15 protein-coding genes are annotated in these 15584 nt (G+C 29.6%); 10 read left to right on the forward strand and 5 right to left on the reverse strand.

All coding sequences use genetic code 11. From position 1 onward, the window contains the following. Nucleotides 1-41: 41 nt before the first annotated feature. From ACMAZA_RS01725 to ACMAZA_RS01735, 3 genes are read left to right on the forward strand one after another with little or no spacing between them, the layout of a single operon-like run. A complete protein-coding gene (locus ACMAZA_RS01725; protein WP_435189476.1) occupies nt 42-1253 on the forward strand; it encodes an O-antigen ligase family protein in 1212 nt (403 codons plus the stop codon). 43 nt (nt 1254-1296) lie between these two features. After that, entirely contained in the window at nt 1297-2322 is a 1026-nt protein-coding gene (locus ACMAZA_RS01730) for a glycosyltransferase family 9 protein (protein ID WP_435189477.1), read from the forward strand. Continuing rightward, complete coding sequence (locus ACMAZA_RS01735) at nt 2312-3391, forward strand: glycosyltransferase family 9 protein (RefSeq protein ID WP_435189479.1); 1080 nt, start codon at nt 2312-2314, stop codon at nt 3389-3391. Before ACMAZA_RS01730 ends, ACMAZA_RS01735 begins: the two co-directional genes overlap by 11 nt. Here the strand turns inward: ACMAZA_RS01735 and ACMAZA_RS01740 are convergent. Beyond that, entirely contained in the window at nt 3357-4763 is a 1407-nt protein-coding gene (locus tag ACMAZA_RS01740; protein WP_435189480.1) for a mannose-1-phosphate guanylyltransferase/mannose-6-phosphate isomerase, read from the reverse strand. The two genes, ACMAZA_RS01735 and ACMAZA_RS01740, sit on opposite strands and share 35 nt — an antisense overlap. After that, nucleotides 4763-5551 (reverse strand): glycosyltransferase family 2 protein, encoded by a 789-nt coding sequence (locus tag ACMAZA_RS01745; RefSeq protein ID WP_435189482.1) that lies wholly within the window; start codon nt 5549-5551, stop codon nt 4763-4765. The genes ACMAZA_RS01740 and ACMAZA_RS01745 overlap by 1 nt, the downstream gene beginning before the upstream one ends. A 66-nt stretch (nt 5552-5617) precedes the next feature. Here ACMAZA_RS01745 and ACMAZA_RS01750 point away from each other — a divergent pair, with 66 nt between their 5' ends. From ACMAZA_RS01750 to waaF, 7 genes are read left to right on the forward strand one after another with little or no spacing between them, the layout of a single operon-like run. After that, on the forward strand, nt 5618-6403 hold the full coding sequence (locus tag ACMAZA_RS01750; RefSeq protein ID WP_435189484.1) for a glycosyltransferase family 2 protein: 786 nt from the start codon (nt 5618-5620) through the stop codon (nt 6401-6403). Then, complete coding sequence (locus ACMAZA_RS01755) at nt 6400-7515, forward strand: glycosyltransferase family 9 protein (protein ID WP_435189486.1); 1116 nt, start codon at nt 6400-6402, stop codon at nt 7513-7515. The genes ACMAZA_RS01750 and ACMAZA_RS01755 overlap by 4 nt, the downstream gene beginning before the upstream one ends. Then, nucleotides 7505-8947, forward strand: a complete 1443-nt coding sequence (locus ACMAZA_RS01760; protein ID WP_435189487.1) for an MBOAT family O-acyltransferase — start codon at nt 7505-7507, stop codon at nt 8945-8947. The genes ACMAZA_RS01755 and ACMAZA_RS01760 overlap by 11 nt, the downstream gene beginning before the upstream one ends. 8 nt (nt 8948-8955) lie before the next feature. Beyond that, entirely contained in the window at nt 8956-9981 is a 1026-nt protein-coding gene (locus ACMAZA_RS01765; protein WP_435189489.1) for a hypothetical protein, read from the forward strand. Between the two features lie 13 nt (nt 9982-9994). Beyond that, nucleotides 9995-10690 carry a class I SAM-dependent methyltransferase gene (locus tag ACMAZA_RS01770; protein WP_435189490.1) on the forward strand — a complete coding sequence of 232 codons (696 nt, stop codon included), beginning with the start codon at nt 9995-9997 and terminating at the stop codon, nt 10688-10690. Continuing rightward, nucleotides 10687-11547, forward strand: coding sequence for a glycosyltransferase (locus ACMAZA_RS01775; RefSeq protein WP_435189491.1), 861 nt, complete (start codon nt 10687-10689; stop codon nt 11545-11547). Before ACMAZA_RS01770 ends, ACMAZA_RS01775 begins: the two co-directional genes overlap by 4 nt. After that, nucleotides 11544-12473, forward strand: a complete 930-nt coding sequence (waaF, locus tag ACMAZA_RS01780; RefSeq protein ID WP_435189493.1) for a lipopolysaccharide heptosyltransferase II — start codon at nt 11544-11546, stop codon at nt 12471-12473. The genes ACMAZA_RS01775 and waaF overlap by 4 nt, the downstream gene beginning before the upstream one ends. Here waaF and gmhA read toward each other — a convergent pair. Genes gmhA through rfaD form a run of 3 tightly spaced genes read right to left on the reverse strand, consistent with a single transcriptional unit; the run spans nt 12463 to nt 15469 of the window. Beyond that, nucleotides 12463-13032 (reverse strand): D-sedoheptulose 7-phosphate isomerase, encoded by a 570-nt coding sequence (gene gmhA / locus ACMAZA_RS01785; protein WP_435189495.1) that lies wholly within the window; start codon nt 13030-13032, stop codon nt 12463-12465. The two genes, waaF and gmhA, sit on opposite strands and share 11 nt — an antisense overlap. A gap of 8 nt (nt 13033-13040) precedes the next feature. Further along, a complete protein-coding gene (gene rfaE1 / locus ACMAZA_RS01790) occupies nt 13041-14468 on the reverse strand; it encodes a D-glycero-beta-D-manno-heptose-7-phosphate kinase (protein ID WP_435189496.1) in 1428 nt (475 codons plus the stop codon). After that, entirely contained in the window at nt 14465-15469 is a 1005-nt protein-coding gene (gene rfaD / locus ACMAZA_RS01795) for an ADP-glyceromanno-heptose 6-epimerase (RefSeq protein ID WP_435189498.1), read from the reverse strand. The genes rfaE1 and rfaD overlap by 4 nt, the downstream gene beginning before the upstream one ends. Nucleotides 15470-15584 lie beyond the last annotated feature (115 nt).

The raw sequence follows: 15584 nt of genomic DNA on the forward strand, positions 1-15584 counted from the left end.
ATCCAAAATCTAGACTAAATTTAATCTATCAATATTTGCTCATGACTCTAGCATTTCTGATGCCATTGACTGTATTTGGTGCAAATTTTATAATAGTTTTGATAGTGTTAATTTGGCTATTATCTGGGGACTATAAGAACAAATTTTATGAAATATCAAGTAATAAATTTCTTCTTGCAAGTATTTTCTTTTATTTAATTCACATATTAGGCTTGATTTGGACTAGTGATATTTCTTGGGGTCTAAAAATTCTTCATAAAATGTGGTATTTTATTTTACTACTTCCTATTCTTTACACTATAGTTCAACGAGATTATATTAAATACTATGTCACTTTATTTTTATTGGCAATAAGCTTTACTGAGATAGTTTCATATTTACTATGGTTTGAGTTGATTGAGCCATTTAAGATTGTAAGGATTCCTAACTCACTATCTTTAATGGTAATGAGAGGAGGAGATTTACAATACATGGTAAATAATCCAACACCATTTATGAGTCATGTCTCATATAATCCTATACTAACTGTAGCCATTTATCTTGTATATCATGAAATCTTTTTAAATAAAAAATTAGACAAAATTAAATTTTTCTTCTACAGTTTTTTTGCTGTAACTATGACTTTTAATATGTTTATTACGGGAGGGCGTGCCGGACAGGTGATGTACTTTGGAATGCTTGCGATACTCATTTTTCAATTCTTTAATTCAGATAAGATTAAATCTTTATTTGCGATGCTAATTCTTATTCCTGGAATTTTCTTTGGCGCTTATCATACAAGTGATTTATTTAAATATAGGGTTGATCTTGTAGCTCAAAATATACAAGAATATGAATTAAATAAAAATACTTCAGTTGGCAAAAGGATTTCTTATGCTAAAAACTCTTGGGATCTCATTTCAGATTCTCCAATTATTGGGGTTGGTACAGGAGATTTTCCTAGTGAATTTAAGAGAATAAGCATCAAAAATAAAAATTATGAGGGAACTATTACAACTAATCCACACAATATGTACAGCTTAATCCTGGTTCAACTTGGCTTAGTAGGTTTAATAAGTTTTTTGTCGATTTTTTATTTTCAAGTCAAACTAGCCCTAGTTTCAAAAAATTTATTTATTCGAGATATGGGGATTACTCTTCCACTTTTGTATCTTTTAATAATGTTTAGTGATAGTTATTTATTGGGGCACTTTACAAGCCTTGTGTTCATTTTTTTTAGTTCCTTTCTTTACAAAAATTTTGAAGAAAATTAATCAAATTTTAATAATAATACAACGATCTAATGGAGATGTTTTTTTGAGTTCATCTTTGATACAGGTGCTTTATGAATTCTATAAATCACCACAAATTGATTTGTTAATAAACGAAGACACATTGCAGATTGCCAAAACCTTGCCTTTTGTAAATAACATAATTACTTTTTCATATAAAAAAAAACAAAATAGTAGATTTGTTCAGGAAAAAAAAATTTTTAAATCAATATTCAAAAAATATGATTTAAGTATCAACCTTACAGCAAGTGATAGAAGTGTTTTGTACTCAATCCTTGCTGCGCGAAAATCAATAAGTGCAGTTGAGAAAAACCACAAAAAATCTTGGTGGAAAAAGAAACTTTTGAATTCCTACTACTTTTTTGACCCAACAAGACATATTCTTTTAAATAATTTAAAGCCATTACACATTCTAAATATTAAACATGAAGACAATCAAGGATATATTGAATCATCTAAACTAGCTAAGAACTCAGTTAATAAAATACTTGAACAAAAAGGTATTAAGAATTTCATTATTTTTCATCCTTCCTCTCAGTATGATTACAAAATTTATCCTAAACACTTAAGAGATCAGTTTTTATTATTATTAAATTCACTTGAGGTTCCAATTGTAATAACTGGGTCTAACAATTTTATTGATAAAAGAATTAAAAAAGAATTACCAAGCCTGCCTAATTTATATGACCTTATTGGAAAAACCTCTATCGAAGAATATGTAGCTCTAAGTGAATTGGCTAGTGCTTACATTGGCATGGATACTCTAAATATGCATATAGCTGCGTCTCAAAATAAGCGTATTTTTGCAATATTTGGACCAACTAATTTGAAGATGTGGTCACCGTGGTCCAATAAATTGCAAACCGGAGCTCAGGAGAATAAAACAATTCAAACCTATGATCAAATTACAATTTTCCAATCAAATTTGCCATGTGTTGCATGTGGTAAAGCCGGATGTAATGACCAAGGAAGAAGTGAGTGTTTGTACGATATTAATCCTATAAAAATATTTAATGAAATAAAACGTTGGTTTCTTAGTTATGGAGTTTGAAAGGACATACACGCTTCCGTTTATAAATAGTATAGCTAATTTGAAGGATGAGCACTTTAGGAACAAAAATATTTTTAAAAGATATATTAAATTTTTAAAAAGATTAATTTACATTTCAGTAAAGCATCAAAAAACAAAAGAAATTTTTGAAATTCTGCCAATACATCAAAATATACTCTGGATTAACCTTTCAGCTCCAAGTTTGGGTGATAGTCTTATGGATCTTTCAAGTCGAATTTTGTTGAAAGGAAGAAAAATTGATTTATTTACTGATAAAAAAAATTATCACTTATATTTAGATGATGAGGTTTTTAGTGGAATTTTTACAAATACAAAAGAGCTTGAGAAGGAAAAATATGACTTAGTTATCCTTGACTCTTATAGTTCTAGAACAATTAAAGCTAAATCCAACTTAGCAAAAAAAACTCCATATGTGTCAATGTATGGTTATTTTAATGGACCTGAAGTAAATCGAATTCTTTTTAGTTTCTATCAAATGAATCATTTGCTTGGCTACGTGAAAAGTGAAGGAGAAATTCATGAGATAGCTAAAAACTTAATTTCAATTTCTGATCTTGATAAGATTATAGTTCAAGATCTTGTTCCAAGCGATTATGTTGCAATAGTTCTTGGCGGTGAGTGGAAATACAAAACGTACTCTAGGTGGAATGATCTTATACTAAATATTAAAGATTATAATAAAACTAATTTTATTTTTATAGGCTCTAAGAATGCTACAGATGATGCTCGGCAAATTACTAAGAGGCTTTCTAATGAAAAATTTCTTGATTTGACTGGCAGGTTAACTTTCAATCAATCAGTGGAGGTTATTAATAAATCTAGATTGACATTATGCTGTGATGGAGGGTTGTTTCATGGCGCAACAGCAATTCAAGCAAATATAATTGTACTTTTAGCAAGATTGGCGCCCGAAATGCTCACTACTAAAAGAACTAAAATTTCATATTTATATGATGAATCAAATGTAAATAATATTTCTATTGATTCAATTTTAGAAAAATACTATGAAAAAGTTAATCTCTTTGATAATCATCCTCAAAGCGAATAATGTCGTCCTCGCCTAAATAGTCACCTGTTTGAATTTCTATTATTTCAAGATTAATATCCCCATCATTTTCTAATCTATGGATTTCACCTTTTGGTATATAAGTAGACTCATTTTCTTTGAGATTGAAAATTTCATTTCCACATGTAATCTTTCCAATCCCTGAAACAACAACCCAGTGTTCTGATCTGTGTCGATGTTTTTGAAGTGAAATTTTTTCTCCAGGCTTGACACAAATTCTTTTTACCTGAAAGGTTTTACCAATATCAATAGAATCAAAATAACCCCATGGCCTAAATACTTTTCTATTATCAGATAATTCTGGACGGTTGCTTCGTTGAAGTTTACTAACAATATCCTTTACATTTTGAGAATTAGATTTATCCAAAACAAGAAGAGCATCACTTGTGTCAACGACAATTAAATTCTTGACTCCTACCGCAGAAATTAATCGATTTGAACTATATATAAAGGAATTTTCTACATCTTGTAAAACTACATCACCATCTATTGCATTGCCAAAACTATCTTTAGATTTTGACTTCATTAAACTGTCCCAAGATCCAATATCACTCCAATTTGCATCTAATGGAATAACAAAAGAATTGCTGGTATTCTCCATTACAGCATAGTCAACAGATAAATTAGGGCATTTTAAAAACTCATTATTTATCAATCTAATAAAATCATGATCTTGAAGCTCTTTAGCAAAAGATTTTTTACATGCATCAAGAATCTTTGGTTGAAATTTTTCTAGTTCTTTTAAGAAAACAGAACACTTAAACATAAACATACCACTATTCCATAGATACCTTCCAGACTTGAAGTAAGTATTAGCAATCTTTTCATTTGGTTTTTCATTAAAAGATTTAATTTTGCTGTAAGGATTATTATTATCAATATTAGCTTCAATATAGCCATATCCAGTATCTGGACTAGTTGGTTGGATGCCAAATGTAATCAGTTTATTTTTCATTGCGAGATCTTTACCAATTTCAATAGCTGAATGAAATGAACGAATATCTTCTATTGAATGATCAGCAGGAAGTACTAGCAGAATTGGATCATTTTGATTATTTTTAGACAATTTTAATGCAGCTAGCGTTATTGCTGGCGCAGTATTTTTCGCTGTTGGTTCTAAAATAATTCCACTAGTAGCACAATTAATCTCACGAAGTTGTTCGGCAACTAAGAAGCGATGATCTTCATTGCAAACAACTATGGGGGATTGTATATTTTGTGGAAGCCTTTGAATTGTATTTTGAAAAATAGACGAACTGTTTATCAAGTTTAGAAATTGTTTAGGTCGAGCTTTTCTAGATAGTGGCCATAGTCTTGTTCCACTTCCTCCGGAAATAATAACGGGAGTAATCATTAATTTTTATCCTTAATAGTATTTGATTTAGGAGGTTTCCATTGAGCTCTAATCTCTGCTAGCTTGACGTAGCGATAAAAAGTGCCTTCAAAGTTACCAAAAGCAATAACAAAACCTGCTCCGCCATCTAAAAAACCCAGTTTGAAAATATAATGTTTAATAAATGCCCATAAACCATGCATTAGGCCTTTCAAGATACCTCCTTTGACACCTTTTTTTTGAAGTTTTTTTGCTCCAAGAGATGAATAACGGTTAGCTTTATGAATTACTTCATAAGTATTTTTAAAAGGAAATTGCCATATACTATTAGTTAAATACCCTATATCCTTTTCACTATGGCTTATATATCCTTCATGAACAGGTTTAAGATCATAAGACATCTTACCTTTTCTGAATAATTGAGGCTGTCTGTAATTAGGATACCAGCCTGAGTATTTAACCCATTTGCCCATAAAAAAGTTTTTTCGTGGAACTTTATAAATGTCTAGTGGTGCGGAATTAATAATTGATAATATCTCATCTCTAACACTTTTAGTACACCTTTCGTCAGAATCAAGACTAAAAATCCAATCTTTAGTGCAATGAGAAATTGCTTTATTTCTTAGATCTCCAAAACCATCAAACTTAATTTGAATGACTTTTGCCCCAAGGCTTTTAGCAATTTCTTCAGTTTCATCTTTGCTATACGAGTCTGCAACAATTATCTCGTCTGCCCATAAGACGCTATTGATACAGTCTTTAATCTTTTCGGCCTCATTAAAAGCAATTATATAGACTGAAATTTCCATGAAAGTTAAATGGATATAATATGAAATTAAATGTTACCCAATTCTTGAGAGTTTATTTACAAATAAATGCGTATTAGTCTAATAATTACAACTTACAATCAGCCTGAATCTTTATTTTTAGTTCTTAAAAGCATAGAGAAACAGACTCTTAAGCCGTCAGAAATAATTATTGCTGATGATGGAAGTAGTGATAGTACTAAAAATTTGATTACTGAGTTTTTTAAAGATTCTGATTTAAATTTTTTTCATTCTTATCAAGAAGATTTAGGTTTTAGAGCTGCACAATCAAGAAATAAAGCTATAGCTATAGCATCCAGTGAATATATTGTTCTTATTGATGGTGATATGATCCTTCATCCTGAGTTTATCAGTGATCACTTAAAGCATGCAAAGTCTAATTTCTTTATTCAGGGTTCTCGTGCATTGCTTACTGAGCAGAAGACATACGAAGTTATGAAGAAAAAACAAACAAAAATAAATTTTTTTCAAAGTGGTATAAAAAATAGATTAAATTCAATTCATTCTAATATTTTTTCTAAATTTTTTTCGCTTAACAAAAATTACCTTAAAGGTATCAAGACTTGTAATATGTCTTTTTTTCGCGAAGATTGCATTAATGTAAATGGGTTTAATAATGATTTTATAGGGTGGGGTCGTGAAGATACTGAGTTTGTTGTAAGATTAATGAATAAGGGAATTAATCGTAAATCACTAAAATTATCAGCTATTCAATTTCATCTTTGGCACAATGAAGCTAGTAGAAAAAGTTTGCAAAAAAATGACTTATTGCTTCATAAAGCTATAGAGCAAAAAATGACTTATTGCAAAAATGGTATTAGCAAGTTTTTATGAGAAATTTTAATAAATTTAAAGGTTGGCTATTATTAAGAATTTCTAATAAAAAAAATATTCAATTTGATCTTAAAAAAACCTCTAGTGTCTTAATGCTTCGTTATGACAGGATTGGGGATATGGTTATAACAACACCAGTATTCAGAGAGTTTAAAAGAGCATATCCAGATATTGAGCTTAATGTTTTAGCAAGTAAGACCAATTATGAGATTATAAAAAATAATCCGTATGTGGATAAAATATATCTTAATAAAACTAACATATTGCTTGATTTTTTCATTTTATTAAAGTTAAGAAGAAGAAATTTTGATGTCTGTTTTGAATTTGATCATTCGGTAGTTAGGCATGCAATTATAAGATTAAGATTGATTAATCCAAAAAAAGTTATCTCAGTTAAAAAAAATGGAAGATATGGTATTAATGGCAATGAATTAAAAATCTATGACTTTTATACTGAAAAACTGGAGCATAGTCATTTCAGGGAAATATGGCTTTCTATTCTGCAGCCATTTAATATAGTGCCTTTATCAAATCAATATGAGATTTTTTATACTGAAAAACAAAGTCTTAAGGCTAAGGATTTTATTTCTAGGTTTCCTAAGAAGTTTCTGATTGGAATAAATTTAGAAGGCGCAGTAAAGGGAAAAAAAATTAGTTTCAACAAATTCAAGGAAATTTGTACACGCCTCTTTAAAATAAACAGAGAAATAATAATTATTGTAATTTCCAGTCCAGAAAATGAACAAAGAGTTAAAAAAAATCTTTCAAAAATGAATTTAGATTGCGTAATTCCAGCTTATACTTCAAAAAGCATTCTTGACGCATCAGCTTTAATTAGTAACTTAGATCTTATAATTACTCCTGATACATCAATCTCTCATATAGCCTCAACATTTAATATTCCAGTAATTACAATTCATGAAAATAATATTGAAAGTTATGAATTATTTTCACCCTTAAGTGACTGGTCAAGAACTATTTTTTCAGACTCAAATAATAGCCTACAAGGCTTTTCTGTTGATGATCTAATTGATTTCGCAGCAGAAGTTTTAGGGGATAAATGTTTTGAAATGAAATTATTGAATAGGAATAATTCAAATAATGTTGTTTAGTAGTTATCAATTTATTTTTATTTTTCTTCCTCTTGCTTTTAGCTTATATTTTTTTTTAAATAAGCTAGATTTTTTAAGATTAGCAACACTTTCTTTAGCTCTTTCTAGCCTATTTTTTTATGGTTGGTGGAATATTAAGTATTTGCCATTAATCTTATTTTCTATCTTAGTCAATTATTTGATTGGCATTTTAGTTTTGAGAGTCAAGGTTAAACAGCTTTTTTTGGTTATAGGAATACTATTTAATCTTTTATTGCTCGGCTATTTTAAATATAGTGATTTTTTTATCCAGAATATCAACTACGCATTTAATGGAAATTATGCTACGTTTAGTATACTTTTGCCACTGGCAATTTCTTTTTTTACATTCCAACAAATAGCTTATTTGGTTGACAGTTATAAAGGGTATGTTGAGAGACAAAGTTTTTTAACTTACCTTGTATTTGTAACTTTTTTCCCTCAATTAATAGCAGGGCCAATTGTTCACCATAAGGAAATGATGCCCCAGTTTAACAAAGCTAGAAATAAATTAATAAACTATAAAAACATTTATTTGGGGATATTAATTTTTACTATTGGCCTATTTAAAAAAGTTTTTATTGCAGATAGCTTCGCTATTTGGGCAACAAATGGTTTCGATTTAATGGATAGCTTAACTCTAATAGAGGCATGGGTTACTTCGCTATCTTATACTTTTCAACTATATTTTGATTTTTCAGGTTATACCGATATGGCTTTAGGTATTGCGCTTCTATTTAATATTAGATTGCCAATTAATTTTAATAGTCCTTATAAATCAACAAACATTAGAGATTTTTGGAAAAGGTGGCATATTACACTTTCAAGATTTTTAAGAGATTATATTTATATTCCATTGGGTGGAAGTAGAAGAGGGGAATTTAGACTCTATACAAATTTACTTACTACTTTTTTAATTGGTGGGTTATGGCATGGAGCGGGGTGGACTTTTGTTTTTTGGGGAGCAATGCATGGGTTTGGTGTCGTCATTCATAGATTTTGGTCAAAACTAAATATAAAGATAAACAATTTATGCGCATGGTTCATAACATTTAATTTCATAAATTTAACTTGGATTTTCTTTAGGGCGGAAAATTGGGAAGAAGCAATAAAAGTTTTAAAAGGAATGTTCGGATTTTCAGGAATAGTTCTTCCAGTTTTCATGGAAAAGATATTTTTCCTCCAAACAGAAGACATTAAATTTGGGGAAGTTTTTTATAACTTCAATAGTGATACAGAGGTTACTTTATGGATATTAATTGCTTTTTATATTTGTTTGTTTAAAAATAACTCTAATCAAATCATCAGTGAAAATAAACCAAATAATAAGTCCCTATTTTTTATTGTTTTATTATTTACGGTTTCATTAATGCATTTAGAAAAAAATGTTAATTTTATTTATTTCAATTTTTAAAAAAAATTTTGTATAAAAAACAAATTCAAAAACTATTTTTATTGCTCTTAATATTTATATTTTTTATTATCACTGCAAATTATTTAATTGATCCATATGGATACAATTCTAAAGATGGTAAATTTATCAAAAATTTAACTATGTTTAACAAACCCAATGTGACTTCAGCTAGAATAAACTCTAAAGGTTTTTATTATTTGATTGGTAGCTCCAGAATGGCTCGAGTGAATCCACTTTTAATTGAGGATATAACCGATAAAAACACACACAATATTAAAATAGATGGAGCAACATTGGTTGAAAATCTTGAACTTGCAGAAAAAGTTAAAAAAGAGGGTAAATTTTTTATTTATAGCTTTGATGCCTTTTCTTTAAATAAAAGTAGAGAAAAATTTAAGGAGCTTGAAAATAGGTCACTAATTTACAAAAAAGAACTTAATAGAAAGAGATTTTTTACAAAATACTTTAATAGTGATATCAGCATTAGATCGATTCAGCATCTTATTAAATCCTTCAAAAGCGAAAATCTATTAAAACAATTTGACGAAGAGAATTCACGCAGTGATGAGTTTTTATATGATCTAGCTGTCAAAAATACTGGAATAAACAATGATATAAGTAAAGCAAATTTTTCTAATTATCATACTTATTCTAGTGAAATAATTAAGTTGGCTAATTTGGGAACTAAGAATGATATTTTTATTATTTTTCCAAAATATGTATCTTTCTATGCTTTATTTTCTAATTTTCAAGATATTCAAAATAAGTATCTAAAAGCAATTAGAAATCTAGTTCTAAATACTGATGCTAAGGTCTGGTCTTTTTATGGAGCAAATGAAATAACCAAAGAAACAAATAATTTTATTGATAACGGATGGCATTTTAAACCTAAGGTTAGTAACATGATATTTAGAGAAGTTTTTGATAATGATGAATCAAGTTCTATGAAAAATGGAGTCTTGCTAACTAAAGATAATATTGATGATTATTTAAATACTATCAAAAGCAATGTTGATAATCTATCTTTAAATTAATCAAAAAATATATATGAATGAAGATATTTATTTAGAATGGAAAGATTGGGATGAAAGTACTTTTGCCAATTTCTCTAAATTAGAGAGGGCTTATTTTGATAATATTTCAAAATTAGTGCATATAAGTAATGGTGCAAATATTCTAGAGGTTGGTTTTGGTAATGGATCTTTTTTAGGATATGCCCATAGAATGGGTTATTCTTGTGATGGGGTAGAATCGAATATCAAACTTGTTGAGAATGCAAAAAATAACAATTATTCTGTATTTAGCTCAATAGATCAAATTGATAGTAAAAAAAAATATGATCTAATTGTCTTATTTGATGTTATTGAGCATATAGAGGCAGCTGAAGCTGAAATTTTTCTTAATCAATTAAAGGACAAACTTGTAGAAGATGGTTCATTATTTCTTCGATTTCCAAATGGATCAAGCCCACTTGGTTTGGGGAATCAGCATGGAGACCCAACACACTGCAATATTGTCACATTATCTAAATTGCATTTCTGGTGTAAAAATTTAGGTTTAGAGGTTGTTAAATACAGAGGAGACATTAGGCCATTTATTTTCAGACATAAAATAAAAAAAGCTCCTTCTAGAATAATTAAACTTATTTTATTTAAACTAACTGAAAAATTTATCAGACTAATTTCAAATCAATCTAAAGGAATTCTTGCATCTAATCTTGAGGTAGTAATTAAAATCAAATGAAAGTTAGCGGATTTACATTTATTAAAAATGGGCAAATACTCGGATATCCTTTTTTAGAGTCAATTCAATCTATATTACCAATTGTTGATGAATTCATTGTCAATGTTGGTGAAAGTGAAGACGATACTTTGAGTTTAATAAAATCAATAAAGAATTCAAAAATTCGTATTATTGAGTCAAAGTGGAATGAGAATATGAAAGATCGCGGATATGTCTATGGTCAGCAGAAAATGATTGCACAATTTAACTGTACAGGAGATTGGCTTTTCTACATTGAGGGCGATGAGCTTTATCATGAAAATGATCTATCAAAAATTAAAGATTCAATGAAATTATATTTAAATAGTTCTAATGTTGAGGCATTAGTTTTTGACTTTCTTCACTTTTATGGAAATGCAAATAGTTACCTTGATTCGCCTGGTTGGTATCGGTCTGAAGCAAGAGTGATAAAGAGTTCTGTGAGATCCTATGCCCCTGATGGGCTATTTTGGCTTATTTTAGATGGCAACAAAAAAGGACGATATCCAAAGGCAAAAAAAGTTGATGTTCAATGTTTTCATTATGGATGGATTAGAACTGAACAGCAAATGAATCTCAAAAGTGAGAAAGTTCAAAAATATTGGGGTAAAGATCCAGTGATAATCGACTATTCTAAATTCGATCAGTCAATTATTAGAGAGTTTAATGGCGATCATCCAGAAATTATTTCTAGTTGGCTCCCTAAGTCAGATGGTATTTATCATGCTGACAATAATTACACGTTAAATAAAAAAGAGATAAAACACCAAAAGATGAAAAGAATTGAGTCAATTTTTAAATTAGATTTGAGTAAAAAACACTATAAGTTAGTCAAATGAAGATATTAATTGAACTGCCAACCTGGATTGGTGATGCAGTTATGGCACTTCCTGCTATTGAAAATATAGCCAATTCATACACTAATTCTCAAATAACAATCGTTGGTTCTATGGCTTCAGTTGAAATAATAGACAATCATCCACAAGTAGTCAAAACTTATATTTTAAAAAACAAACATTCTAATTTATTTAGAATACTCAGGGAGTTAAATGAGTTTGATATTTTTTTATCTTTCAGGAATTCTTTGCGTGCAAAGATGTTTAAGGCTTTTATCTCCTCTAAAAGAAAATTTCAATTTAACAAAAATAAATATCCGTCTAGACACCAAGTTGAAAAATATAATTCTTTTGTAAATGAAAGTTTGAACTTAAACTTAGAAGCGGGAAATTTAAAAATATATTCCCAGACTCCTGTAATGAATTCCGATAAAAAATACTTAGGTATAAATCCAGGAGCTTCATATGGAAGCTCTAAAAGATGGTATTCAGAGGAGTTTGCAGAGTTAGCCAAAAAATTAGCTCAACATTATGAAATCATTATTTTTGGAGCTTCAGAGGAAAAAAATATTGCAAATGAAATTGAACAGCTTTTAATAATGAAAGGTGTTACAAATTATTCTAATTTAGCTGGGAAAACTGACATTAAAGGGTTAATAATGAAAATTTCAACCTTAAGTTTATTTATAACTGGGGATAGTGGACCAATGCATATTGCTGCAGCTTTCCAAGTCCCTACAGTATCAATTTTTGGACCAACCAGGGATGAAGAAACATCTCAATGGAAAAACAACAAAAATATTATTGTAAAAAAAAACTTAGACTGTCAGCCTTGCATGAAAAGGACCTGTCCATTAGGGCATCATAACTGTATGAAATTAATTAGAGCGTCTGAAATTTTAGATGCAGTTAAATCTATTACAAAATAGTAAAGTTTTGATCAATCAGGTGGCAAATTATGTGGCCAACCAATATGTGCATTTCTTGAATTCGGGGGGTGTTATTAGATGGAACTTTTATTGCAATATCACAAATTTCATTCATAATACCTCCATTTATGCCAGTTAATCCAATTGTTTTGCAAGATAAATTTGATGCAACTTGAAGAGCATTGATAACATTTTGACTATTACCACTTGTGCTAATACCAATAACAACATCTTTATCAACAGCTAATGCTTCAATTTGACGATCGAAAATATGATTGAAGCCAAAGTCATTACCAATTGAAGTGAGAGCCGACGTATCGGTTGTAAGTGCTATAGCCGGCAAACCTTTCCGTTTTAATTTAAACCTTCCTACCAACTCTGCTGCAATATGTTGTGCATCTGCAGCGCTTCCACCGTTACCAAATAGAAGAATCTTACCTCCTGAATTGAGAATATCAATACAAAGCTGCGAGGCATTGGCAATCTCATCAGTTATCTCTGAGAGATGGTTTATTGATTGAATGTGTCCATCTAATTCATTTTGAATTTCATTTTTCATAATTTGAATTATTTCTGTTTTTGAATTTTATTGATAATTTTCGAAGTGCTCTTTCCTTCAATAAATTTAACTAATTTCAAATCCTCAGCAATATCAGCTCCAATTATTTCTTTTCCCTCATAGTCACCCCCTTTAACTAAAACATTTGGTTTAATTAATTTAATTAAATCATAGGGATTTTCATCATCAAATATTACGACATAATCAACTGCCTCTAAAGAGGCTAAGATATAAGCCCTATCTAGTTCAGCATTAATTGGACGATTATTTCCTTTAATACTTTTTACTGATTTATCTGAATTCATCCCTACTATTAAAACATCACCAAAGCTTTTGGATTGCTCTAAATATTTTACATGGCCAGTATGCAAAATATCAAAGCAACCATTAGTAAATACAATTTTTTTGTTTTTTGACTTTAGCTCATTAACAATAGATGATATCTCTTTCCAATTTTTTATGTGTTGATCGCTTGTGGATTTATTAAGATTTGATTCATATTCGATTATTTCAGTTAAGGTTGCTGTTGCAGCACCAATCTTTCCAACTACAACTCCAGCAGATAGATTTGAAAATTTAATAGCACTGTCAATATTGCTATTCAATGAGAGGGCAAATCCAAGAGACGCTAAAATCGTATCACCCGCACCTGTTACGTCAAATACTTGTCTTGCAACAGTAGGGTGTATCTGTAAATCCTTATCATAGACTGCAACACCTTCTTCACTCAAGGTAATAATAGAATATTTAAGATTAAGTTGATTTTTTAGGGCTTTAATAGCTTTTTCAAGAGTGACCTCATCAGTTATATAAATATTAGTTGCCTCACTCGCTTCTTTTTTATTAGGTGTTAAAAGAAATGCACCAGAATATTTAGAGTAATCTTGACCTTTTGGGTCAACAAGAACTCTCTTGTTATGATCATTAGCAGTTGAAATTATCGACTCAGTTAATTTATGGGTGAGTAGGCCTTTTCCATAATCTGAGAGAAGGATAACATCATAATGCACAATATTCTTTTTAAGTTGATTAAGAATTGCTTTTTGAGATTTTTCATCTATTTCGTCGGTACTCTCTCGGTCGTAACGAACTACTTGCTGTTGTGAGGAGATTATTCTACTTTTTTTACTACTAATTCGATTCTTTTGAATTACGAGTTTGTCTGTATTAACATTAATATCTTCTAACAATTCAATTAATTTATTAGAAACATCACATTTACCAATGACACTAATGACTTCTGCATCTGCACCTAATGCTTGAAGGTTGTTAACCACATTACCAGCACCGCCTAAAAAATAACTCTCATTTGTAACATCAATAACTTGAACAGGTGCCTCGGGCGATATTCGCTTACATGACCCCCAAAGATAGTGATCTATCATTAAGTCGCCAATTACAAGTATCCTAGGATTTGAGTCTTTGAAATTAATCATTTAATATCTTCACGGTGAAGTTTTTTAATTTCTGGAATGTAATCTTTTATCCCTTCCTCAAGAGAATAAATCGGATTAAAGCCAATATTTTCCGAAGTCAATTTAATGTTGGCTTTTGTATTCATTTGGTAGCCTTTATAGGGATTTGAAAAATAATCGATTTCAAATTTAGTTTTGAGATTGATTTGAAGTATTTCAGCAATATCTAAGAAGCTTCTAGGATTACCTGTGCCAACATTGTAAACACCATTCTTCTTTGGACTACAAGCTTTTATATTAGCCTGTATAACATCTTTAATATAAATAAAGTCTCTATAAATTTGATCAGAATTATAAAAAAGACGAGGTTTTTTTCCATCTAGAATTTGATGTCCAAGCTGAATAACCATAGATGATGTAGTTGCTTTAAAAAATTCTTTTGACCCATAAACATTAAAAAATCTTAATCCTACGATTGACATCTCAGGATTTTCATTTGCAAATTTAATAGCAATTTGGTCCATCAGATACTTACTAAAACCATATGGATTTTCAGGACTCTCTTTGCCGACAGTTTGAGGAGAAGGAAGACTGCCATATGTTGCAGCAGAGCTTGCATAGACCAGAACAGAGCTATGTTTTTTTGCTAAATTAAGAATATCAAAAAAAGAATTAACATTAGTTTGCATTATAATTTCTTGATCATAAACTCTAGTGTCAGAAATTGCAGCTTGATGAAAAATATAGTCAAAATTGTGATCATTCAGCAATGATAAGTCATCTTTGTTATTGATATTCCCACAAATAACATCACCTTGAAATCCAATGAGATTTTTATAGTGTCCAAAACTATGGAGATTCCCATTAGAAAAGGTATTTTCATTCCTAAAACAATCAAAGATTATTATTTTAGCTTTTGGAAAGTTTTCTTGAAAATAAAAAGCCAGATTGCTTCCAATAAATCCTGCGCCACCAGTAATTAGTATTATTTTATTGTTGAAATTGATATCACTGAAATTCATATTTGACTATATTTGACTATAAGTAACTCATTAATTGATATTTTATAATAAATACTATATTAATTAAGCAAGTTATAAAATATCAGCTAGAGGCTTATATTTCATACAGAAGCTA

Source organism: Pseudothioglobus sp. nBUS_23 (assembly GCF_051201565.1).
Lineage (GTDB): Bacteria > Pseudomonadota > Gammaproteobacteria > PS1 > Pseudothioglobaceae > Pseudothioglobus.

Excerpts from the sequence above, each read along its gene's own strand:
- ACMAZA_RS01735 (WP_435189479.1), top strand. The coding sequence starts at position 2,312 with ATGGAGTTTGAAAGGACATACACGCTTCCGTTTATAAATAGTATAGCT.
- rfaE1 (WP_435189496.1), bottom strand. The coding sequence starts at position 14,468 with ATGATTAATTTCAAAGACTCAAATCCTAGGATACTTGTAATTGGCGAC.
- ACMAZA_RS01775 (WP_435189491.1), top strand. The coding sequence starts at position 10,687 with ATGAAAGTTAGCGGATTTACATTTATTAAAAATGGGCAAATACTCGGA.
- ACMAZA_RS01745 (WP_435189482.1), bottom strand. The coding sequence starts at position 5,551 with ATGGAAATTTCAGTCTATATAATTGCTTTTAATGAGGCCGAAAAGATT.
- gmhA (WP_435189495.1), bottom strand. The coding sequence starts at position 13,032 with ATGAAAAATGAAATTCAAAATGAATTAGATGGACACATTCAATCAATA.
- waaF (WP_435189493.1), top strand. The coding sequence starts at position 11,544 with ATGAAGATATTAATTGAACTGCCAACCTGGATTGGTGATGCAGTTATG.
- ACMAZA_RS01770 (WP_435189490.1), top strand. The coding sequence starts at position 9,995 with ATGAATGAAGATATTTATTTAGAATGGAAAGATTGGGATGAAAGTACT.
- ACMAZA_RS01750 (WP_435189484.1), top strand. The coding sequence starts at position 5,618 with ATGCGTATTAGTCTAATAATTACAACTTACAATCAGCCTGAATCTTTA.
- rfaD (WP_435189498.1), bottom strand. The coding sequence starts at position 15,469 with ATGAATTTCAGTGATATCAATTTCAACAATAAAATAATACTAATTACT.
- ACMAZA_RS01760 (WP_435189487.1), top strand. The coding sequence starts at position 7,505 with ATGTTGTTTAGTAGTTATCAATTTATTTTTATTTTTCTTCCTCTTGCT.
- ACMAZA_RS01725 (WP_435189476.1), top strand. The coding sequence starts at position 42 with ATGACTCTAGCATTTCTGATGCCATTGACTGTATTTGGTGCAAATTTT.
- ACMAZA_RS01755 (WP_435189486.1), top strand. The coding sequence starts at position 6,400 with ATGAGAAATTTTAATAAATTTAAAGGTTGGCTATTATTAAGAATTTCT.
- ACMAZA_RS01740 (WP_435189480.1), bottom strand. The coding sequence starts at position 4,763 with ATGATTACTCCCGTTATTATTTCCGGAGGAAGTGGAACAAGACTATGG.